The organism is Pseudomonas sp. WS 5059 (assembly GCF_012985525.1).
GTDB lineage: Bacteria > Pseudomonadota > Gammaproteobacteria > Pseudomonadales > Pseudomonadaceae > Aquipseudomonas.
The window spans coordinates 673,680-694,046 of the sequence record NZ_JAAQWO010000003.1; the positions used below are offsets into that span (position 1 = coordinate 673,680).

25 protein-coding genes are annotated in these 20,367 nt (G+C 58.6%); 4 read left to right on the forward strand and 21 right to left on the reverse strand.

Features of this window, described 5'->3' with window-relative positions:
* Positions 1–18 precede the first annotated feature (18 nt).
* The 3 genes from HBO12_RS12020 to HBO12_RS12030 form a co-directional block, all read right to left on the reverse strand.
* Complete coding sequence (locus HBO12_RS12020; RefSeq protein ID WP_170042217.1) at positions 19–813, reverse strand: carbon-nitrogen hydrolase family protein; 795 nt, start codon at positions 811–813, stop codon at positions 19–21.
* A gap of 11 nt (positions 814–824) precedes the next feature.
* The gene (locus HBO12_RS12025) at positions 825–2,516 is read right to left on the reverse strand and encodes a flavin monoamine oxidase family protein (protein ID WP_169953786.1); all 1,692 of its coding nucleotides are present in this window, start codon (positions 2,514–2,516) and stop codon (positions 825–827) included.
* A gap of 146 nt (positions 2,517–2,662) precedes the next feature.
* On the reverse strand, positions 2,663–3,157 hold the full coding sequence (locus tag HBO12_RS12030; RefSeq protein WP_170042218.1) for an Lrp/AsnC family transcriptional regulator: 495 nt from the start codon (positions 3,155–3,157) through the stop codon (positions 2,663–2,665).
* A 258-nt stretch (positions 3,158–3,415) separates the two neighbouring features.
* On the opposite strand from HBO12_RS12030, the gene HBO12_RS12035 reads away from it, so the two are divergent.
* From HBO12_RS12035 to HBO12_RS12050, 4 genes are all read left to right on the forward strand, one after another.
* On the forward strand, positions 3,416–3,865 hold the full coding sequence (locus HBO12_RS12035; protein ID WP_169953788.1) for a hypothetical protein: 450 nt from the start codon (positions 3,416–3,418) through the stop codon (positions 3,863–3,865).
* A 591-nt stretch (positions 3,866–4,456) separates the two neighbouring features.
* Entirely contained in the window at positions 4,457–4,639 is a 183-nt protein-coding gene (locus HBO12_RS12040; protein ID WP_128593241.1) for a type II toxin-antitoxin system HicA family toxin, read from the forward strand.
* Positions 4,640–4,646: 7 nt separating this feature from the next.
* The gene (locus tag HBO12_RS12045; RefSeq protein ID WP_170042219.1) at positions 4,647–4,793 is read left to right on the forward strand and encodes a hypothetical protein; all 147 of its coding nucleotides are present in this window, start codon (positions 4,647–4,649) and stop codon (positions 4,791–4,793) included.
* Positions 4,790–5,191, forward strand: coding sequence for a type II toxin-antitoxin system HicB family antitoxin (locus HBO12_RS12050; RefSeq protein ID WP_170042220.1), 402 nt, complete (start codon positions 4,790–4,792; stop codon positions 5,189–5,191). The genes HBO12_RS12045 and HBO12_RS12050 overlap by 4 nt, the downstream gene beginning before the upstream one ends.
* Before the next feature lie 136 nt (positions 5,192–5,327).
* Here the strand turns inward: HBO12_RS12050 and HBO12_RS12055 are convergent, their stop codons facing one another.
* The 18 genes from HBO12_RS12055 to HBO12_RS12140 all read right to left on the reverse strand — a co-directional run bounded on the left by HBO12_RS12055 (position 5,328) and on the right by HBO12_RS12140 (position 20,365).
* Entirely contained in the window at positions 5,328–7,331 is a 2,004-nt protein-coding gene (locus tag HBO12_RS12055; RefSeq protein ID WP_170042221.1) for an acyltransferase family protein, read from the reverse strand.
* A gap of 277 nt (positions 7,332–7,608) precedes the next feature.
* Positions 7,609–8,580 (reverse strand): hypothetical protein, encoded by a 972-nt coding sequence (locus HBO12_RS12060; protein ID WP_170042222.1) that lies wholly within the window; start codon positions 8,578–8,580, stop codon positions 7,609–7,611.
* Complete coding sequence (locus HBO12_RS12065) at positions 8,565–9,257, reverse strand: hypothetical protein (RefSeq protein ID WP_170042223.1); 693 nt, start codon at positions 9,255–9,257, stop codon at positions 8,565–8,567. Before HBO12_RS12065 ends, HBO12_RS12060 begins: the two co-directional genes overlap by 16 nt.
* On the reverse strand, positions 9,254–9,805 hold the full coding sequence (locus HBO12_RS12070; RefSeq protein WP_057439554.1) for a baseplate complex protein: 552 nt from the start codon (positions 9,803–9,805) through the stop codon (positions 9,254–9,256). Before HBO12_RS12070 ends, HBO12_RS12065 begins: the two co-directional genes overlap by 4 nt.
* On the reverse strand, positions 9,802–10,725 hold the full coding sequence (locus tag HBO12_RS12075; RefSeq protein ID WP_137271034.1) for a hypothetical protein: 924 nt from the start codon (positions 10,723–10,725) through the stop codon (positions 9,802–9,804). Before HBO12_RS12075 ends, HBO12_RS12070 begins: the two co-directional genes overlap by 4 nt.
* Entirely contained in the window at positions 10,722–11,300 is a 579-nt protein-coding gene (locus HBO12_RS12080) for a DUF4376 domain-containing protein (RefSeq protein WP_170042224.1), read from the reverse strand. The genes HBO12_RS12075 and HBO12_RS12080 overlap by 4 nt, the downstream gene beginning before the upstream one ends.
* 8 nt (positions 11,301–11,308) lie before the next feature.
* Positions 11,309–13,657, reverse strand: a complete 2,349-nt coding sequence (locus tag HBO12_RS28370) for a phage tail protein (RefSeq protein ID WP_178123724.1) — start codon at positions 13,655–13,657, stop codon at positions 11,309–11,311.
* 8 nt (positions 13,658–13,665) lie between these two features.
* Positions 13,666–14,190, reverse strand: a complete 525-nt coding sequence (locus HBO12_RS12090; RefSeq protein ID WP_170042225.1) for a phage tail protein — start codon at positions 14,188–14,190, stop codon at positions 13,666–13,668.
* Positions 14,187–15,359, reverse strand: a complete 1,173-nt coding sequence (locus HBO12_RS12095) for a baseplate J/gp47 family protein (protein WP_170042226.1) — start codon at positions 15,357–15,359, stop codon at positions 14,187–14,189. The genes HBO12_RS12090 and HBO12_RS12095 overlap by 4 nt, the downstream gene beginning before the upstream one ends.
* Positions 15,356–15,673, reverse strand: a complete 318-nt coding sequence (locus HBO12_RS12100; RefSeq protein ID WP_032863002.1) for a DUF2590 family protein — start codon at positions 15,671–15,673, stop codon at positions 15,356–15,358. Before HBO12_RS12100 ends, HBO12_RS12095 begins: the two co-directional genes overlap by 4 nt.
* Positions 15,670–17,901, reverse strand: a complete 2,232-nt coding sequence (locus tag HBO12_RS12105) for a phage tail tape measure protein (protein ID WP_170042227.1) — start codon at positions 17,899–17,901, stop codon at positions 15,670–15,672. Before HBO12_RS12105 ends, HBO12_RS12100 begins: the two co-directional genes overlap by 4 nt.
* Positions 17,902–17,907: 6 nt before the next feature.
* Positions 17,908–18,051, reverse strand: coding sequence for a DUF6890 family protein (locus HBO12_RS12110; protein WP_463671611.1), 144 nt, complete (start codon positions 18,049–18,051; stop codon positions 17,908–17,910).
* Positions 18,052–18,071: 20 nt separating this feature from the next.
* Positions 18,072–18,359 carry a putative phage tail assembly chaperone gene (locus HBO12_RS12115; protein WP_170042229.1) on the reverse strand — a complete coding sequence of 96 codons (288 nt, stop codon included), beginning with the start codon at positions 18,357–18,359 and terminating at the stop codon, positions 18,072–18,074.
* Between the two features lie 33 nt (positions 18,360–18,392).
* Entirely contained in the window at positions 18,393–18,848 is a 456-nt protein-coding gene (locus tag HBO12_RS12120; RefSeq protein WP_170042230.1) for a lysis system i-spanin subunit Rz, read from the reverse strand.
* Positions 18,848–19,381, reverse strand: a complete 534-nt coding sequence (locus HBO12_RS12125; protein WP_170042231.1) for a lysozyme — start codon at positions 19,379–19,381, stop codon at positions 18,848–18,850. Before HBO12_RS12125 ends, HBO12_RS12120 begins: the two co-directional genes overlap by 1 nt.
* On the reverse strand, positions 19,378–19,707 hold the full coding sequence (locus HBO12_RS12130) for a hypothetical protein (RefSeq protein ID WP_262376968.1): 330 nt from the start codon (positions 19,705–19,707) through the stop codon (positions 19,378–19,380). The genes HBO12_RS12125 and HBO12_RS12130 overlap by 4 nt, the downstream gene beginning before the upstream one ends.
* On the reverse strand, positions 19,704–19,916 hold the full coding sequence (locus HBO12_RS12135; RefSeq protein WP_170042232.1) for a TraR/DksA C4-type zinc finger protein: 213 nt from the start codon (positions 19,914–19,916) through the stop codon (positions 19,704–19,706). Before HBO12_RS12135 ends, HBO12_RS12130 begins: the two co-directional genes overlap by 4 nt.
* Positions 19,916–20,365 carry a phage protein gene (locus tag HBO12_RS12140; protein ID WP_092231970.1) on the reverse strand — a complete coding sequence of 150 codons (450 nt, stop codon included), beginning with the start codon at positions 20,363–20,365 and terminating at the stop codon, positions 19,916–19,918. Before HBO12_RS12140 ends, HBO12_RS12135 begins: the two co-directional genes overlap by 1 nt.
* Positions 20,366–20,367 lie beyond the last annotated feature (2 nt).

Genomic DNA, 20,367 nt, shown 5'->3' on the forward strand with positions numbered 1-20,367 from the left:
TAGCGCAAAGCGCGGTGGTCAGTGCTTGTGCAGCGCGGCATAAAGCTCGGGGCGCCGGTCTGCGAGGTAGTGATTGGCCGCTTGTGCGTCACGTATCAGCTGACGGTCGAGGGTGGCGACGATCAGCGCTTCATCCAGGCCGGCCTGGGCGACACGCTGGCCATTCGGCGCGGCGATGCTGCTTTGCCCGCAATACTGGATCTGGTCTTCATGCCCACAGTAGTTGGCGTAGGCCACATAGCACTGGTTTTCAAAGGCCCGTGCCCGCACGGTGACGTCCGCAACGAAGTCGAAGGGCACCATGTTGGCCGTCGGTACCAGGATCAACTCGGCACCGGCCAGGGCCAGGCGCCGGGTGTTTTCCGGGAACTCCAGGTCGTAACAGATGAGGAGCCCCAGCTTCCAGCCGTTCAATTCGACGATAGGGAACTCGTCGCCGCCGGCGCTGAACATCGAGTGATCGAGGTCGCCGAACAGGTGCGTCTTGCGGTAGTTGCACCGGCGCTGGCCAGTGGCATCGATCAGTTGCACAGAGTTGTAGATCTGTCCGTCCTCGGCCCGCTCCGGGTAGCCATAAAGAATCGCCAGGCCCGCATTGCGCGCCAGTTCGGCAATGGTTTGCGCCGCCGGTCCATCCTGCGCCTCGGCCAGCGCGCCCACCGCTTCCGCACCAATGTTGTAGCCGGTGAGGAACATTTCCGGCAGCACCAACAGGTCTGCATCGCCCGCTTCATGGGCGACGTGGTGCAGGCGCTTGAGATTGCCGGCTACATCCAGTGGCAATGGCGGGCATTGGTACAGGGCGACACGCATGGCTTGACTCCTTATTCGGCCAGGGCGATGGGGCCGATCTCATCGAACACATCCCCAGGCCCCGGGTTTTGCGGGTGGGTACTGCCACCGAAGTGGGTCATGATGCCCCAAACCGCGTTCAACGAGGTTTGCACTGCGCCTTCGACCCAGGCTGGGGTCCAGGATACGTCGTCGCCGGCGATGAAAATCCCGCGCTGCTCGGCCGGCATATCCTTTTGCATGAAGTGCGCGTACATGCGCTGGTTATAGCGATAGTGGCCCGGCAACGCGCCCTTGAAAGCACCGAGGAAATGCGGGTCGGCCTCCCAGGAAACGGTGATCGGGTCGCCAATGATGCGCGCCTTGATATCGACTTTCGGGTAGATCTTTTTCAGCGCATCGAGGGCCAGCTTGACCCGTTTATCAATGGGCTGCGGCAGCATTTTCAGGGCGTCGCTCATCCACGAGTAAGACAGGCAAATGACCCCCGGCTTGTCGTCGCCGTTGTCGAACAGGTAGGTGCCACGGGTCAAGCGGTCGGTGAGGGTCATGCTCATCAGGTCGCGGCCGGTTTCCGGGTCTTTGTCCTTCCAGAAAGGCCGGTCGACCATGACAAAGGTTTTCGACGACTGCATATAGCGCGTGCGGTCCAGGGCCATCCACATTTTTTGCGAGAACAGGCTTTCGTCGCATTCGATTTGGGTGGTCAGCAGCCAGCTCTGGCAGGTGGTCAGCACGGCGGCGTATTCCCGGGTGTCGCCATAATTGTCGGTCACCGCGAAGCGACCGTCGGCGGCATGGGCAATGCGCTTGACCCCGGCCCGCGGCGCGCCGTGGTGCAGGGAACTGAGGCTGGTGCCGGCTGGCCAATGGGCGCAACGCTCAGGCACATGGCGCCAGATCCCCATGGGCACCTGCGCCACGCCACCGACCACCAGGTGCTGGTGATCGTCGCAGTTGGTCATCACCACGCGGAAGATTTCCAGCATCGAGTTGGGGAAGTCCGAGTCCCAGCCACCGGTGCCAAAACCGACCTGACCGAACACTTCGCGGTGATGGAACGACAGCTTGGCGAACGCCTTGGAAGTGGCGACGAAATCGTAGAACGTGCGGTCGTCCCACAGCGGCACCAGGGTATTCCACAGCGCTTTGAGGCGTGGCACATCGCGGTCGCGGATGGCCTGCTGGATATCGCTGAACTGCGAACCGGCTTCCAATGCATCGGCCCAGGCGTCAGCCACTTCCTGGAACAGCGCAGGAAGGTCGGCGAGTTTCTGTGCGTAATGGGTCTGGCCTTCCAGGTCGATCACGGTGCTGCCGGAGGCCGGTGTCAACGGGTTGGGGAAGGGCTTGGTCTCCAGGCCCAACTTATCCACATAGTGGTAGAACGCCGTCGAGGATACCGGGAAACGCATGCCACCCAGTTCGGCGATGATGCCTTCGGCCCCTTCAAACGCCTGGGACCGCAGGCGCCCACCCATTTTTGAGGCCTCGTACACCACCGGCTTGAGGCCCAGCTTCATCAGCTCGTAGGCGGCCACCAGCCCGGCGATACCCGCACCGACAATCGCCACTTCGGCGCCATGGTGGGCGGCAGGAATACTGCCCAAGCCAGCCGGGTGTTCGATCCAGTCATCGAAGGCGAACGGGAAGTCCGGGCCAAAGATGGTGATGGGTTTTTTACCGTCTGCAGGGTGGCGATTGTTCTTGTTAGTGGCGTTCATGGCTGACCTTGCTGGCAACTGCACGGGGCACGACCCGTGGAGTATAGGAAAAGATGGCAGCCATTCTAGGGAGCGTAGCGCTCGTTAATAAGACGCAAAGTGTCGTCGTTTTGGATTGTTTTTAGTCGAAGTGACGAAAATGGCGGTCAGATTGGCTGCCCGCGATCCAATTTGTTGCTGAGGATGATCGAGGTGGTGGTCTTTTCTACCCCATCGACACTGCCGATCTGGTCCAGCAGTTGATCAAGTTGCTCCGGCGAATCGGTGCGCAGCCAGGCCACATAATCAAACTCACCACTGACCGCACACAACTGCTGGACCTGGGCCATGGCGCTGAGTCGACGCAGCACTTCCTTGCCAGAGCGCGGTTGCACCGTGATCCCCACATACGCCTGCAACCCACCATCCACCACACGCTGGCCAAGGCGCACGCCATAGCCGGTAATCACCTGGGTCTTTTCCAGGCGCGCCAGGCGCGAGGTCACCGTGGTACGGGCAATCCCCAATTGCCGGGCGAGCATCGCCACGCTCTCGCGGGCGTTGAGCTGTAAGGCGGCGATTAGTTGGCGGTCGATTTCATCGAGGAGGGGCGGGCGGGGGGTAGACAAGTGCGGCTCCGATGCGGGTGGCGGTTGGGGCATGTTACAGGCTCATATTTCACGGGGGGAGCATTCGTTAACGCGTTGGCCGACTGGATCAAAAAAGATCTTCGAGTCTTGCGCGTGCGCTACACCGAAAATTATTCAGCGGCGAGTGCACCAGGAATATTCAAAGTCGTAATTCCTGAGGGTTATGGAAAATATTCAAAATAGTTATTGCGCCCTGTTAGTTTTCACAGTTGTTGGGGCGGTAGGTGCATTTTAGACTCAAGTTTAAAAGTCTAATTGATGGAGTCCGTCATGAGTACTAAAGCATTGGTTGAGGTTTTTATTGATGGTCATAGGACTACACTGCTGGAGCCGAAGAATAGGGCAAACAATAATATTTTGAAGCCAGGTGTGATTGGTATTGTTCGCAATGTTGCTGACGGTCCGAATGGTGCGTTTATTGTGTGGAATGTTGATAGTCAGCCAGAAAGGTATCGAATAATTAATCCAGATGGAGTTGCCATCGACTGGGAATCGTTTTCAAAAAAACGACCTGGTGAAAATAAAATGTACATTAAGGATCTTTCTGAAGAAGAGAGATATCGCCATCAACCGTCAGAAAGCTATAGCTTAAGGTTTGCGTTTATTATTGATTTTCCTGGCGAAGTTGCCAGAGGGGCTTATATAGTTGATGACGTTATTTATAAGACTCGCTCCGACTTCGCAAAGTGGAGGGACGAATATGTTGGTGTGTCCCAGTAGTCAGGCCTCTCCATGGCTTGGCGGTATGTATGCCCTGCGCGCTGAATGTGGGCCCTGAGAGTTAGCGGCCAGCCTCTTGGATTTCCAGCCTCCAGAAACAAAAAAAGCCGCGCAGTGCGCGGCTTTCAATTTGGTGGGCCCAGTAGGACTCGAACCTACGACCAAGGGATTATGAGCCCAAAAAAAGCACCAGTGCCTATTGGGAAAACTCTAGGAACTGCCATTTTTATTGGCCTTTTGCCCCATATTTCCCACGGGGTGATAAAAGTTTTGGACACTTTTTGGACACTCTCCGACTCGTTCGTTGCACTTCTTTGCAAAACCTTTCACATCGTGCAATCACCCTTACCCCGCGAAGCCCCACGGCTGGCGTGGCCTGGCGCCCTGATTGCACCACCATGCGGGTTTGCACAAAAAAGGGACGCAAAGCCCGTCGGCGGGAGGGGGATAAGTGCTTTTTCATCTCGTTTTTTCTTGTGCGGCAATCTTTTACCACACGCAGATTTTTCGTGTGTATCGTGTGTATTAGTCTTTGACTGCGGCGTCAATCGTGTGTACCATACACAACATTGAAGCGAAGGGAGGGGGTTGATGCGAAGTCGAGAGGTCATTGAGTTAATCGAGGCGGATGGGTGGTTTGAAGTGGCGGTAAAGGGGAGTCACCACCAGTTCAAACACCCAACCAAAAAAGGCCGGGTGACGGTTCCACACCCCAAGTCTGAAATAGCTAAAGGAACGCTGCACAACATACTGAAAAGCGCCGGCCTCAAGTGAGGCCGGTTTGACCACCGAAGACCCCTACAAGGGCTCCGGTGAGGCGGTACTGGGCGACAGGGGGCTTTATGAAGCCCTCAAACCTACAGATACTGAATCTCAAGCGCTCTGCGTAACGAGCGCTTTAATTCTCAAGGGAGAATTGCGTAAATGAAATTTCCAGTCGTAATACATAAAGACGCCGACTCTGATTTTAGTGTGACCGTGCCCGACGTGCCTGGATGCTTCTCGGCTGGTACCACCTTCTCAGAAGCGCTTGAAAATGTACGCGAGGCACTGGCGCTACACTTGGAAGGGCTCGTTGCGGACGATGAGGCTTTACCTCAAGCACAAGAAGTAGATGCACACTTGAGCAATCCAGATTACGCGGATGGCGTGTGGGCAGTGATCGACTTCGATCTGACCCCATACCTGGGCAAGTCGGTAAGATTTAATGCCTCGTTGCCTGAGCATCTGCTGAATCGGATCGATGAAAAGGTGCAGAAGGATCATCGATACGCATCGCGATCAGGCTTTCTAGCCACTGCAGCACTACGGGAGTTGTGCGCTTAACCAACCGAAATGACTTACAGAAAGGGCGCCAAATGGCGCCCTTTGTCTTTAAATGTTCAGGTAATCGTTATGGTGTGAGTGCCTATATGTTTTTGGTTGCTGTCTCCCGACCACCGAATCGAAAGTTGCATTGCTTCTATGAGTTTGGCTTACCTATTGCTTGAAACATAGGAATTAGAATCTCACTACCTCTTTCATTCAAATGATCGTCATCAAAATAAATTGGAAGTCCATTAACATCACCCCAGCATGTATCCTCGCCACACAAATATGGAATTGGGTCAAGGAGTTTTGCACCACATTGTTCTGCCGCCAAATCGAGTGTTTTTAAGGCGAAGGAATTTCTTTTATTGTATTGATCTAGCGTTACTGAAACCCTTGTGGGCACATTAAAAATCATCGACCGCCCCATACTGGCAGGAACGTTAAAGCCTAGCTCTGGCACAGGCTTGACGATGTAAACATCTCTGTCTTTAGAAAGCTCGCACACGGTTTTAAGTATGCCCACTCTCATTTCAGCAGCATATTCATCGCTTTTTATGTCTCCATTTTTAGAGGTGGACTGAGACATTAGTTTTGCCAGTGGCGGGTCAATTTCATTTGGCCCATACAAATAAAGTGAGAATCTATTTACTAAAACAACAGGTACATTGCTTGGTAGCTTCTTGGCTTCTTTTAGCGCCCAAGTCAAGTAATCAGGACACTTATGCTCTTCGTTCTTGCTGTATATGCCGCTAGCCAGAGGACATGCATTGGCAGCCCACTGCAATACATCACCATCTCCAATGGCTGCTTTCAGTGATGTAATCAGGGATGAAGAGTGACTGTCACCAATCATTACCGCTTTGATTATGTCATTGTTCCCATATTTGCAGTTGGGTACAGGGTTGTCTTTAGAACCGATACCAAATGATGCGGATGCGCACTCTTCTAAACGCGGATTCTTATTAAGCGCTTCATTAAATATTGCGTTTGTTTGTGGTGATACCCGGCTTGGAAAACCATCTTTCTGGCGAATCAGCGTGCTAAAGGCACTTATTGTTAGGGCCCCAATCAACAAAAATATCACCGATGGGATCATAGGCTTTTTGGACAAGCCTATACGCACAGGTGTTTCAACATATCGGTAAGATATCCAACCGAAAAACAGAGACAACACCAATCCGATCAGTACAGCGAATGTGTGACCTTTCAGGTTCAAAAACATCAGAACCACTACTATTGGCCAATGCCAAAGATACAAGGAGTAAGAACAGTCTCCTAACCATTGTGCTAGCTTTGAGCCGGTCCACCACGAATCCTGCCTTGCTGCAACTAACACTAATGCCGTCCCAAGTACTGGCACTATTGCACGCCAACCTGGCCACTGGCTGTTTTGATCAAATAAAGAAATTGATAAAATTATTAATGAAAAGCCAAGCCCCTCAAGAATCCTTTTAAGATTCGCCGTCATCGAAATATTGTTAGCCCACAGATAAACAATCCCGCCCGCGAGCAATTCCCACCCCCTGCTCTTAAGAAGATAGAATGCCGCTGTGGGTTTGTGCGGAGTTATCGTAAGCGACCAATAAAGCGATAGCGCAAGCCAAAGAAGTACGACTATTTTTAGAGTTGATATTTTTGGCCGGAGCTTCCACGCTCCCAGCATTACTAGCGGGAGAATTATATAGAACTGCCACTCAAGCGAAAGCGACCATGTATGCAACAGTAAATTTTCGTGGGAGGCGGCGTCAAAATACCCCGACTCACGTCTAAATTTTATATTCGAAAAAAATCCCAGCGCACTAAGCGTATAAGCGCCAAGCGTACGATATTCTCCCGGCAATAAAATGGCCCACCCAAGAATCAAAACGAAGCCACATAAAACAATTAGCGCAGGTAGGATGCGCTTGGCTCTAGATACATAAAACTCTAGCACCGAAAACCGCTTATTTGAAGTCAGGGAGTTAGATAGGCCTTTCGCGATTATGCCGGTCATTAAATAACCAGAGATCACAAAAAATACATCTACACCGATGAAACCTCCAGAAAAACCGAACACGCCAAAGTGATACAGAACTACTGAAACTACCGCCCAGGCACGTAACCCATTTATATCACCCCTAAAGTTACTGCCTTTAACGTCCATATTGTTCAACATTAAAATCTCAAGTTTTCCACCCTAAAAAGGGCTTATTAAAATAAGGTGCTCACCTACTCGTGCAACCCTTACCAGCAAACTAACCATTTACTGAATTACCAGTCTGGTATTTAAAACACTATTTGCATTGGCGTTCGTTAACGGTTTCCGAAGGAACGAACAGGCTAGCGACCGTTAGCTGCGAATAAAGTGCATGATTCCATGATTGATGGGGTTTCGCCAGTATCCACCTGCGTTTACAGGGGCAGGTGACTGGCTGAACTACGCATAACCGGGCTTATAACGTGATGGGTTTTAATTGTCCGGCCAGTGCGATGGCCGTAGCTGCGTTACCTGTGAACGCCCCAGCGTTTCCTGGTACCGGTGTAGGCCCATGGGTGTGACCGGCCAACTGGGTGTTCATCTGTTGCACCAGGTCGAGCAAGTCACACACCACCTGGAAGATGTTCACGCTCTGAGAACCGACATGGTTCTTCGGCGCTATCAGTTGTTGGCTGACAGCTGCCAGGCTCTGCCGAACGCCTTCAATCCTTTCCTCCATGTCGCCACCCACCGTGGCGTTGTGCTTCTGCCCTACCACCAGGTTCAAGTCGCGCCCGGTCGCTTGGTGCAGATCATCCATTGCCGCTAGGCTCGCAGATCCGCCCGACAACAGCTTGAGCGCGCCCAGAGCCTCGATCGTCTTTATACCCCCTACCGACTCCTTGGAATGGTCGTCCACCGTCCTGGTGTGGTTCTGGTAGCGCTCCGTGTTGCCCATGGCCTCCACTTCCCGCTCGATCGCCTTGTCCTGGATCTTGCCGTCAGTCTGGCGTAGCCAGTTGCCGTCGGCGTCTACACGCTGCTGGCACGCCTCGCTGTGCTGCCACACCTGGTCCCCCTTCGGAACGCTGGGCATGCTCAGGCCGTGGGGCAGGATCGTCTGGATATAGGGTTTGTGCGGCAGGCCGTAGGCAAAGCACACCACCACCCGGGTGCCTTCCTCGGGAAAGGCATAGATGCCCATTTCCTCGCCACCCGTGGGCAGCGGCAACGGCACACCCGCCAGGATCGGCAGCTTGCTGTCTGGCTCGCCATCCGGCCCCAGCACCTCGATATCCACCGCATAACGCGGCCGGAAGTCGTCACAGATCCCGGCGCCGGCCGGGGCATCGGCCACGCCGACAACCCGGGCAAAGCGTGGCAGGTGGTAACCGCCGGTGAGTTCGGGGAACTGTCGTTCTACGCTTCGCTTTATTGCGTCGTCCATCGGATGGCCATCTGGTTATCGACGAGGGCCACACTGGTGATGCGCTCGCCGTGCTTGATCGTTGCACCTGGTCGCAACCCGGGAAGGGCTGCAATCATCGCGCTCTGGTTGCCCTGGTAGTCGTCGAACAGTTCCGCCGGCAACTGCAGCGGCGGGCGAACGCCAAAGAAGCTGTCAGCCCAACTGCCCACGAACACCTCCCCATCACCCTGCTGCTGCCAGATAAAGTCGGGGATGTTGAACACCCGGGCCAGGCTGTCCATCGCTTGGTAACCGGCGGCCAGGCTGTAGAAGAACGGCGCCTTGACCCCGGCGTAGGGCTTGTCCGGCACGCGAAAACGCAGGCCGGTGTGCTGGCTGATTTCGACCAGGACGGCGCGCAGATCGACGTGGCGCAGGTTCAGCGGCAGCGGGTTGGCCAGGATTGCCGCCAGCTCGCGGCAGAACAGCACCTGCTGGGTGCTGCTGGCCGTGGTGGAGCGTTCGACGTAGCCAATGAAGTGGCGCCGCAGCGTGCTGTCGTTGTAGCCGATATCGAGCGTCACCAGGCCTTTGACCGGGGCGTTGGCCTGGATGGTGAAGGTCGCCCGGCCGGGGCTCTTGGCATCCAGCCGCACTTCGTTTTTGACCAGGACATAGGGCGCACCACCGATGGCCAACACTTTGTGAAGCTTCATGGGGTGTTACTCCCGCCCAGCCAGCCATCCACCTTTTTCAGCGTGGCTTCAAAGCCTGTCAGTTCCTCGGGGCCTTCGCTGGAGCCACCACCGTCGCCGGTGCCGCCCACCGCCCCGCCGGGGCCTGATTGGGCTGTCACCTTGTTACCTGGGCGCCTACCTTCGACTTTCTCGGGGTTGGACAGCTTTTCGGTCAGGGTGAACTGGATCAGCCAACCGCGCAGGTTGTCGTCTTCCCGGGCGCTCACGCCTTCCGTGAACGTCACCTGGCGCATGCCGAACGCGGCCGCCGTGTCGTTGACGATGCGGTACGTCTTGAGCTGGCCACCGCCGGCGGTCGCTTCCACCAGGCGCATCAGGTCGCGCAGTTGCACCTGGTCAACAAATGGAATCATCAGCGTGACCGTCAGGGTCTTGGGCTTGAAGCCCTTGTGGCCCTTGTCGGTGTTGCTGGTTTGGCCTGACAGGTCGTCGCTCTCAATGCGCAGATTGCCGGTGACCTTGAGGTTCTTCCCGCGTACCTCTTGCCCGTCGAGTAATAGCGTCATAGGCCCACCAGCTCGCGAACGAAGCTCAGACCCTGCTCAGATCCCACCAGCAGCGCGCCGGCACACAACACCCACTCATGCCCCGGGGCCTCGCCTTGCAACAGCGCCTGGCGCAGCTCGGTGGCATTGCCGGGCCCGATCAGGCGCGCGCGCATGCTGCTGTCGGGATTGCCGTTGGCCAGCAGCGCTTTCAGGTCATCCAGCTGTTTATCGCGGCTTTGCTGCTGGGCGGCCTTGCGCGTGGCCAGGGCCGACAGATCCGCCATGGGCGAGCTGTCGGCGGCGTAGCTCTCCAGGACAGAAAGCTGGCCGGCCATGGATTGCTGGGCGGCCTTCACCACCGTGCAGCGCTCCAGGGGTAGTGTCTGCCAGCGGGGCAACGCGCCGGCGGTGGGGATCTCCCACTTTTCCGTTTCCAGCTTCGACAAGTGCCGCGCTCGGCGTTCGGCTCGCACCAGGTCAGGCATCGGCAACAACGCATTGAAGCGCGCCAGGCTCTCGGCCAACTGATCAAAGCGCGTGGCCAGGAACATCAGACACAGGGCGAACTGGGGGCCATCGGGCCGGCCGGTGTCGCTCACGTCCACCAGTTTGCCGGCGAGCTGCTGCAGCAAGTTCGGCGCTGACAGGAAACGCTGATATCCGCGGCCCTGGCCAATGCCGCTTTGAAATGGCGTTACCACCAGGCACGCCGGCGCCTCGCCCATCTGTGTGGCAAGCGCGTCACGGCCTGCAGTGATCGCACCCTGGGCGGCATCTCCGACTGGTCCCGGATTGGTGCTGGTCTTGCCGCCCAGGTCTGCCAGACGCTTGGCCGTGCTGGCCTGCTCGGTGCTGGCCAGATCCTTGGCCGCTGACAGCTGGCCCATCCATTGCGTGGCCTGACTTGGCCAGCGCATAGTCACCGGCGCCCAGTTCATGGCTGCAGGCTCTCCCAGGTCACCACCTCCATGGCGTTCAAGTCGCCATTGGCCAGGGCCTGGTCCAGTAGCTGTTTAAGCACATTGGCCCGCTGCAGCAGCTCCATTTTGAAGGTAGTAAAGTCTTCGCTGACCTGGCGCAGCTGCTTGGCCGTGTGCTGGCGCAGCTCTTTAACGCCCGCCTCGTCGCGGCAGCCGTACGGACTGTCAAAGCCCTGCAGAATCACACTGGTAAGGTTCAGTTGATCATCCAGTTTGCTGGGGTACTGGTGAAGCGCGCCCAACGCTGGCGACCAGAAGCCGCCGGTGATCGCGGTTTCACACGCGGTATTGATCTCGCTGTTCTTCTGCCGGTACAGGCTCTGCAGTTGCTCGGGCTTGCTGGTCCCGGGCGCCAGGCGCGCCACAGGCTGTTTGGTTTCGCTGTCGAACACGATCTGCAAGCCTTCGGACTGCTTGGCCAGCAAGTAGGAATAGTGCTGGTAGCTGATCGGAACGCTGTCGCCCGGGCGTTTTGGGTGAATGCCATCCACCAGAAAGGTGTGCAGTGACGGGCTGTAAAAGTATTTGCTCATGGGAGTCCTTAATGGCCGATCGCGATGTAGCCGTAGGTGGATGTCGCCGTGGCGTTGGCGGCAAAGCCGGTACGGGTGCGGGAGCCGGGAACAATATTCATCACCTCGGCCTGTCCCGTAGTGTCTTCACCGCTGCCCACGTCGAGAACAAAGCATCTATTGGGGAAGCCGATCGGGAATAGGAACTGGCTGCCGTTGGTTGCGATGTAGGCATTGCCCCACTGGATGATCAATCCCCCCATCCAACGGGGGAACGCGATGTAGCCGTTGTCTGCCAGGCTGATCGAAAAGCCCCAACGCAGGGTGCGCGGCGTCACGATGCTGGCTTCATCGGCCCCGGCGTCCAGTTGTTCCAGGTTGGCGATCGGCGCGATGCCGGCCACACCAGGAAGGGCCTTTTTGCTGCTGTCGATCACCTCGGAGGATCCCGTAAACACAATCGGATTTGGTCCAGGTGCGACTCGCTGCACACGCATAGCTCCGCCGCCGGCAATCAGCACGACCGCTGAGCGGGATTCATCGTGGCGCATCCAGTGGACACCGTTCCAATAGCAGTTTTGCGCCAGGTGGGTTTCTTCCAGAGCTGTTAAAAACCCGAAGGAACCAGCGTGAATATCCAGACTGTTCCCAGGCAGTGGGTTCAAATTCGGGATGGCGTCATCGATCCCGTAGTGGGCCAGCTTGGTGCCCTTGTCGGCTTTCTTCTTCAATTCAGCATCGATCTGGATCAACCACTGGTGATGCTGGTTCAACGACTGGCGCAGTTGATCCAAAAAGCTATTGATGCTCGTTTTATCGTAGGTGTCGCCACTGTCCCGTAGCTTCTCGCTGTAGCTCCAGCTGATCGGGTTCAGGCCTGCTTCGGCTTTACGCACATACACGTTACCGGCGTTGGCAAACACCGTAACGCACGGTTTTGATTCGTCGTGGCGCACCCAGTAGTGGCCGTCCCAGTAACAATTTTGGGCCAGGTTGGTCTCAACCGCCGAGGTGAGAAAAGCATAGGTTCCGCCGTGAATATCCAGACTGTTGCCGGGCAGCGGGTTCACGTTCGGAATGGCATCATTGATCCCGTAATCAGCGAGTTTTGTACCTTTGTTCGCCTTCTTGGCGATCGCCTCGTCAATGGCCTTAATCAACTGATCGATCTTGTCGGAGGTGTAGGTGTTGCCACTGTCGCGCACGTCGAACACTGACGCCCAGACGATCGGGTTTTTGCCTGGGCCAACCCGCTGCACCCGAACTGTGCCAGAGCCGGCAATCAATGACACCGCTGCCCGTTTTTCGTCATGACGTACCCAGTCGGCGCCGTTCCAGTAGCAGTTCTGGCACAGGTGCGTTTCATTGAGCGCGGTCAAAAAGCCATAGGAGCCGCCGTGAATATCCAGGCTGTCGCCCAGTGGATTGCGATTGGGAATGGCGTCATCGATCGCGTAATCAGCGAGTTTCGTGCCTTTGTTCGCCTTCTTGTCCAGTTCGCCTTCAACCCACTTTTTCCCCGCAAAATGCTTCACCAGGGAATCACTGATCGGCTCGGCCTGACGCAAATCCACCACGGTGTTGGAATCGGGCAGATCCGCCAGCGGCACGCAGAAATGGCGCACGCCGGCGCTGTCGGTGAAGTCGGCCAGAGCGGCGCCGAAACGCACTTCCCAGCGGGCCACCACATCGCTTAACTGGCGCTCCAGGCTCACATCCAGCCAGGCTTTGGCAGGAAACCCCGGCGGTGCCACGGCGACGGCAGCAGCCACCAGCACCCGCACACCCTCGATGTAGGCGGTCCCGGGTTGCACCTGGTAGCTGTTGCCGACCTTGGCCAGTTTCAGCCCGTCGCTGAAAAAGCAGGCCCGGCCGAAGGTATCGCGGTTGCTCAGGCGCTCGCGCTCGTCGATGCCATGCAGGCGCACGGTGAAGTCGTGCTGCCAGGTCTTGGCGTCGATGGTGATCCCGGTCAGCGCCTGGGCGCCGTCGAACACCACCAGGAAGTTGCGGGTGACGTTGTTGCCCAGCTGCAGCGGCGGGATGTTCTTGCGCTTCTGCTGCAGTGGCACGTAGGCCACGGCCAGCAACACGCCTTCGGCGGTCTCTAGGCCGATCCAGTTCCAATCAAAATCCCCGATATCGCTGCCCAGCATCAGGCTGTAAACAATCTGGTTGGGGTTCACAAAGCCTTTTTGCGTGACGTCATAGCTCGCCACCAGGTGCGCGGCCGGCTTCGGTGCCGCTCGATCTACCTGGCCGTTCGGGTCCAGCCCGGGCACGTTGGCCAGGACAAACCGGGAAACGATCAGAGGCTGTTGTGCGCCTTGTTTTTGCGCGATCAGGCTTTCACCTGCAAGGGTAATGCTGGCTCCCATGGGGGCTCCTACAGGCTGGCGACCAGCGTTTGCTGGTCGTCGTTGAAGTCCACCGCGACAATGCGCAGTGACACGGGGGTGATGGTCACGAAGTCATAACGCCGGCAGGTGCGGCCGTATTGCTGGATCAAAACCCGCAATAGCTCGGGGTTCTGCGACAGTTGGGAGTCGGAAAGACGCAACAGCACCACGTCCCAGTCCCGATCGGGCATGCGTTCGTCGATCTCGACGTACCCCACGCCGAGGCGCTGCAGGATGCGTTTAAGCCCGGCCGTGCTGCCGGCATCAACCGCGTTGATGAAGGCGAATTTGACCCGCAGGCGGTAGAGGCTTTCGGGTTCGTCCTTGAAGCGGCTGATATCCCGCTGCCAGGCCAGCAGATCGAGGACGGTCAAATGGCAGGTGTCGGCATCCATCTGCAGCAGCGGCCATTGCAACCAGCCCTCGACTGTCTCCCACCACTTTTGGCTGGCGTCTTTGAGCTTGGTCAGTTGCGGGCCATCCAACCAGAACGGCAAGTTGAGCTTGATCATGCGTACACCACCTGCAGGCTGCTGATCCGGGGAATCGTCAGCTCTGACACGATGTCGGCGTTATCGAAGCGCAACGACTCGATGCCGGCGAACTGCTGGTGGAGTTCCTCGCCCAGGCGGCTAAAGGAGAACCGTGACTGCGGATAGGTCAGTGTCGGTTGGTAGTCGCCGGTGCCGCTCTCGCGAAAGGCTGCACGGATGAATAGATCGACTTCGGCCTGCAGCTTGGTGCGCTGCTCGACGGTCAGCAGGCTACGTGGCCACAGGGTCAACTTCAGCGCGTGCTGGGTCTCAGGCATCACCATGACCAGCAGATCGTCACCATGGCCATGGTTGCCCTGGTCGCGGATATGCGCGTTGATTTGCTCCAGGTACGTCGCCGCCGGCACGTCCGCGTCGAACAGCACATAGGCATTGGCACTGCCTGGCCCCCGTGGAGCGCCATGCAGAAAGTACACGCCATCGGGCCGCACGCCCGGGAAGCCGGCGATCATCGCCCGGTATACCGCGTCGGTGTGCCACTGGTTGACCGCCGAGAACTGGTTGCGCACCCGTAAACGCAGCTGCTCGTCAGGCTCAGGATCTGCGCCTGGTGCAATTAGCCAGCCGTCAGCGTTGACCACCTGGGCGATGCCGGCGATCGGCACCGGCAGGATGGCGTAGTAACCCGGGGCCAGGTTGTAGCCGCTGCCCACGTCCTGGGCCTCCACCGGCACTTCCAGCTGCATCAGCCCATCGGCAAAGGTCGCCGCCTGGGTGGTCACCAACTGGTAGATATGGCCATTGATCGCGGCCGACTGCACCAGGATGCCGGCGGGCAGCTCCAGGGCGCCCCCGGCAACGTCGCGGGTAAACAACAACACGCCTTTGGCCTTGGTCGCGCCTTTGCGCTCGACGTTGACCGCCCAGGCCAACATGTCCAACCACTTACGGACGGCGGTTTTGACAAAGAAGTTAGGCAGCACGGTGTCGCTGACGAAAGTGATCAGCCACATGACCGGCTTGGTCACCAGGGCCGTGATCACCCGCCAGAACGGCGAATAGGCGCTGGTGTTGCTCATCTTGCTGCCCTGGGCGGCGACTTCCTTTTCCCAGGCTTTGCGCAAGCCTTCCTCGGTTACCGGAATGCCGGACTCTGCCAGCGCCTGTTTAAAATCAACGTCGCTCACAGGGTCACCTCGATGTCGCCAAACTTCAGGGTTTTCGCCGTGACCAGGTACTGCCCCGTTTGCACCTGGTTAATCAGGGCAGTCCCGGGCACCAGGCGTTGGTCGGCCTCCACCAGCAGCTCCAGTTGCTGAATGCAGTCGCGCTGACGCAGCTTGCTACGCTCGGCCACCAGCGTTACCAGCAGGCCGCTTTCGCGGATCATGTGCGCAATGTCCTGGGCGATGCTGGCCCGGTCATCAATCAGCAGCGGCTGACGGGACGGGTCCAGCGCCAGGTCGTTGTCGATGATCAGCAGATCGATGTATTCGCTCATCCCCCCACCGCCATGGCCAACATGCCTTCCAGCTCCAGCGGGTTCATTTGCTTGCCGGTGTGAATGTTCACGTTCTCCACATGGGTGCCCTTGTTCTGGGTTTGGTTGTTGTTCTGGATGCTTGCCAGCAGACCGCCCCGGGGCACAGCGTCTGGCCGCTTCGGTGACAGGCTGGCCACAGAGCCGTTGATACGCTGCTGACTTTGCTCGGCCTGCTGCATAGGTGGCGGCGCCAGTACCAGGGCCGGCGGTTGACGCGGCGGCTCCAGGGCGGCGAGTGGCTGCGCGATCGGCGCCGGGCCTTTCGGTACCGGGGCCAGGACCAAGGCCGGTGCTTGTGCCTGGGGCTGTAGGGCGTTGAGCATCGGCGCAGGTTGTGCCGGCACCTTCGACGTGGCCGCCATCACCAGGGGCGGCGCCTGGATTGGCTGCTGGGCGGCGCCCACCAGCTGCGGCAGCAACGGCGCCTCGACCTGAGGCGCACTGATACCCGGCATTTGCGGCGGTGCCGGCATATCCCCGAACGCGGCGTCGATCTGCACGCCCGGGATCTTGTTCAGCATCTCGATCAAGCCATTGATGGCCTGTTTAAAGATGTTGACGATGCCGTCCCACGCCGCGCTGGCCATGCCCGCCCAGCCGCCCATAGAGCCAAACCAGTCTGATAGCGCGGTCAGTTGCCCGCTGACCCACTGGAACGCCTCGCTGTTGAGTAGCGCGCTGGTCCACTGGTCCCAGTAGATGATCGCCGCCGCCACGGCCGCGACCAGGGCAACGATGCCGATCACGACCCACGTCACTGGGTTGGCCAGCAACGCGGTGTTGACCAGCCAGATCGCCCCTTGCCATAGCAGCATGGCGCCCTTGACCAGGCCCATCCACGCCACCATCAGCACCAGGCCGGCGACAAACGCGACCGCCATCACGGTGTGGTAAAGGAACATGGCGATGCTGCGCAGGCCCACCATGGTGAGGACTTTCCAGACCGTGACCAGGCCCAGCCAGACCATCTTCGACATACCGACGGTCAGCGTGAGTAACGACAGCGCGGCGATGATGCCGAACACCACCAACACGGCGATGCTGATCACCCGGGTGATGTTGGGGAACAGTTGCGACCAGCGTGTCAGGGTGGTGGCCACGCCCGTCAGCCTGGCCATAAGCGGCTCCAGGATCGGCATCAGCGATTGCCCGAAGGCTATGCGCAATGCCTGCACGGCAGCGGCGAACTGCTGCCACGGGTCTACCATGTCCTTGGCCATGCGCTCGGCATTCTCCAGGCCGCGCACGTTGCCCAGCTGTTCCATGCCGTTTTTCAGCCGGCCGGTGTCGCCCATCAGGCTGGTGATCAGGCGTGCCGCTTCGCCGCCGAAGGCATCGCGCAGCTTCTTACCGTTGGCCTCGATCGACAGATCCCCGAACTTGCCCTTGAGCTTGTCCAGGATGTCCATCATCGGCAGCAACTTGCCCTGCTGGTCCACAAAGGACATACCGAGCTTTTCCGAGGCGCCGCTGACGTTCTCGAAAAACGCCTTGTACAGGCCGCCCGCCTCGCCGCCTTCCATGCTGCTGCCCAGGGTGCCCAGGACTGCCATCTGTTCCGCTAGGCTCACGCCGGCGGTGCTGGCCAGCCCGCCGGCGGCCTTGAACGCCTCGCCAATCTGCGCGCCGCTGGTACGGAACAGCTTTACAGCCGTCGCCGTCTGGCCCGCCAGAGTTTCAACCCATTCGCTTTTGCCCATGGAATCGGCCTGGCCTTTGAACAGGCTGTACATGGTGCCGACGTACTGGCCCATGGTGTCCGCGTCGGACTTGGTGGCCTTGGCCAGCACGTTGCTGGCATTGGTCACCATCGCCAGTTGGCTGCCCGTTAATCCCTTCATTGCGCCGTCGATGCTGTACGCCGAGGCCACAAAGTCCCGGGCGTTCTCGCCGTAGGCCACCGAAAACTCCAGCGACTTGCGGTTCAGCGCGCTCAACGCATCTTCGGCTACGCCAAGCGATCGAACCTCGCCCAGGGCGCGATTCATCTCCAGGGCCGGTTGCAACGACTGATTGATGGCCGCGCCAGCGCCCAGCAGACCCGCCAGGCCAAAGCCCATGGTCTTGATGTTCTTTTCGCTCTGTTCGGCCAGGTCAGAAAAGCCCATTTTCACCTTGCCCAAGGGCGCGGTGACCTTATCGGTCAGGCTCAAAATAAAGGCCAGGCGGGCGCTTTGGTCAGCCATCTAGGGTTATCCCTTCAGTGCGTAGGCGATGCCGTTAGCGATGGCGATTTCCATCCGGCGCCAGTGTTCGTCTTCCAACCATTTGGCCGTGCCCATCACCTCGGCGGTGGGCTCGGCACCAGGTAGCCAGCGGCTGGCCAGGGCCACCAGTTGGCCCAGGCCGTTTTCGGTCAGTCGTTCGGCGTGGTCGAGGGCTTTTTTACGATGATTTCAACGTCCGGGCCGTACTCTTCCAGGAGCGCACCGGCCAATTGCATGACCAACACCGGGTTGCCCAACTGGGCCTTGAGGGTGGCGCGCTGTTCCTGCTTGACGGTGGTCACCAACAGGTTGTTCGCCGGCGAGACCTTGTTGTTTTGGGTCACTGCGTTGAAGTACTTAGTCACGTCCTGGGGAGTCAGTTCAAAGGTAAATTCCTTGTCGCCTACTTCCAGGGTGATCTCGCGTTTATCGTTCATGGGTGTTGCTCCGTTCAGGGGTAAAAGTAAGGTTCAGCGCAGGCAGATCCGGCGCACGTGGTCCTGCAGGCCCAGGATCATTTGCCGACTAAGGGCGAGCTGATCTCTGAGGGTGAAATAATCTTGTCGAGCGTCTGCAGTGAGTTCGGCGGTTCCTGCATCAGCCAGGCCGCCGGCGCCGGCTTTGCTGGCGGTTGGGGCGGTACAGGTAGCCTTGACTGGCAACCGCTTACGGCCAGCGCCAACATCAAGGCGCAAAGCATCGTTTTCAGCGCGTTCATGGTTCAGTTCCTGGGTTCGTTGAAGGTCGATGGCGTCACGGTCGGCCAGCATCTCGCCGCTGATCCGTGCGGCTTCGCGCAGCCCGACCACTTCGGACAAGGCTCTGTCACGCTCGCGGCGGGCGTCGTCGCGCTGGCCTTCCAGCAGGCCAAAGCCGAACCAGGCCGCCAGGCACAGCGCCAACGGAAAAAGGGCTTTGCGCAGCATCACAAGCCCGCCTTGCAAAGCTCGACCTCGGCCAATCGGCGCGCGTGCAGGCCCGGGACAAACACCTTTTTGCCCTGGGCGGTGGTGATGAATGCCCAGACTGGTGTTTTGCCGTCAGGCGCCCAGGCCAGGGCCTCACAGCCGTCTTTGATGCGCCCGGCATTGATCAGGCCCACGGCGCGACTGGCGCAGGTGCTGGGCGTGCCGAAGTTGTGGCCATGGCTGCTCAGGGCGTCGAACGTGTTCTGGCCCACGTCCTGGTTGGTGATGCAGTCGGCCAGCTGCAGTTGGCCTTTGCGGATCACCAGCTGCTCCACCTCATCGCACCGGGCGTCTGACCAGTAGTCACCGACCACAACCGGGTAAGGGCTGGTGTGCCGGGTGATGCCCATGCATACGGTCGGCAGGCCACGGGCCAGCTTGTCCGCATACACGGTGTTCTGGCCTTTGCCTTCCCAGGTGCCCAGGAACACCACCAGCGTGGAGCTGGACAGAGCAAGGACGCCGGCGGCGATCTTGCCGCGCAGGCTCATGGGAACAGCACCCGCAACAGGACTGGCCCGAACATCTGCAGGATGGCCCACAGCGTGCTGGCCACCGCCAGCGCCCAGGTAATTTTGGTGCCGATGCCGGATACCACGCTGGTCAGCTTCTGCTGGCCAGCGTTGAGTTCCGACAGTTGGCCGGACATGTGTTCAAACTGCTGTTCCAGCTTGCTGACACGGATGGGCACGGACTCATGCCGGTTTTCCATGTAGGTCAGGCGGTGTTCCATGATTGCCATATTTTGCTCCAGGCCGGCCAGACGGCCGGGCTCTGAAAGTGCCTCGTTGAGGCTTGGCCGCAGACTGTTGGTCATCGGCGGTTTCCCTTCTCGAAAGTGGTCTGGCATGGCGTACAGCGGGTGATTCCGCCCAGGGCCTGGCGCTTGGCCAGGATCTGTTCGTCGCAGTCCAGGCAGTGGCTACGGCTCGGCCCCGAGGGGCGCAGACGGGCGCGGTGGGCCTGAATGCACCGCTCGCGCTCCAGTTCCTCGATCTTCTTGGAGTCGTCGAGCCAATCACCCATCAGCCCAAGCCCTCGATCTCGGTGGAACTCAGGTACGGCACGCCGTTGATGCGGATAAAGTCCGGGCTGGTGACCTCAAACGGCACCTTGTGCTTGGTCTTTTCGCCGCCCTTAGGGTCGATGCTCAACAGGCTCGACACCTTCAACTTGCAGCCGAACGCCTCAATGCGCAGCTCGTCGTCGCCGGCCTTGGCGAAAAACACCGAGTCGAACGCCTCCAGCTCGCGAAAGCTGCCGGCAGCGCGTGCCGCGTCGATCAGCAAGCCGAAGTTGGTCGAGTCCAGTTCAAACTCGCCAGCGGCCGACACGTCGCCATCGACGTAGCCGTCAGGTACGCCCCGGGTTTGTGCGACCTTGCTGTTGTCGGTGATATCCAGGGTGCAGCTTTCGACGTGGACCAGGAGGTCGCCCAGGTTCACGTCAAAGTTCTTGCCGCCAATACGTGACATAG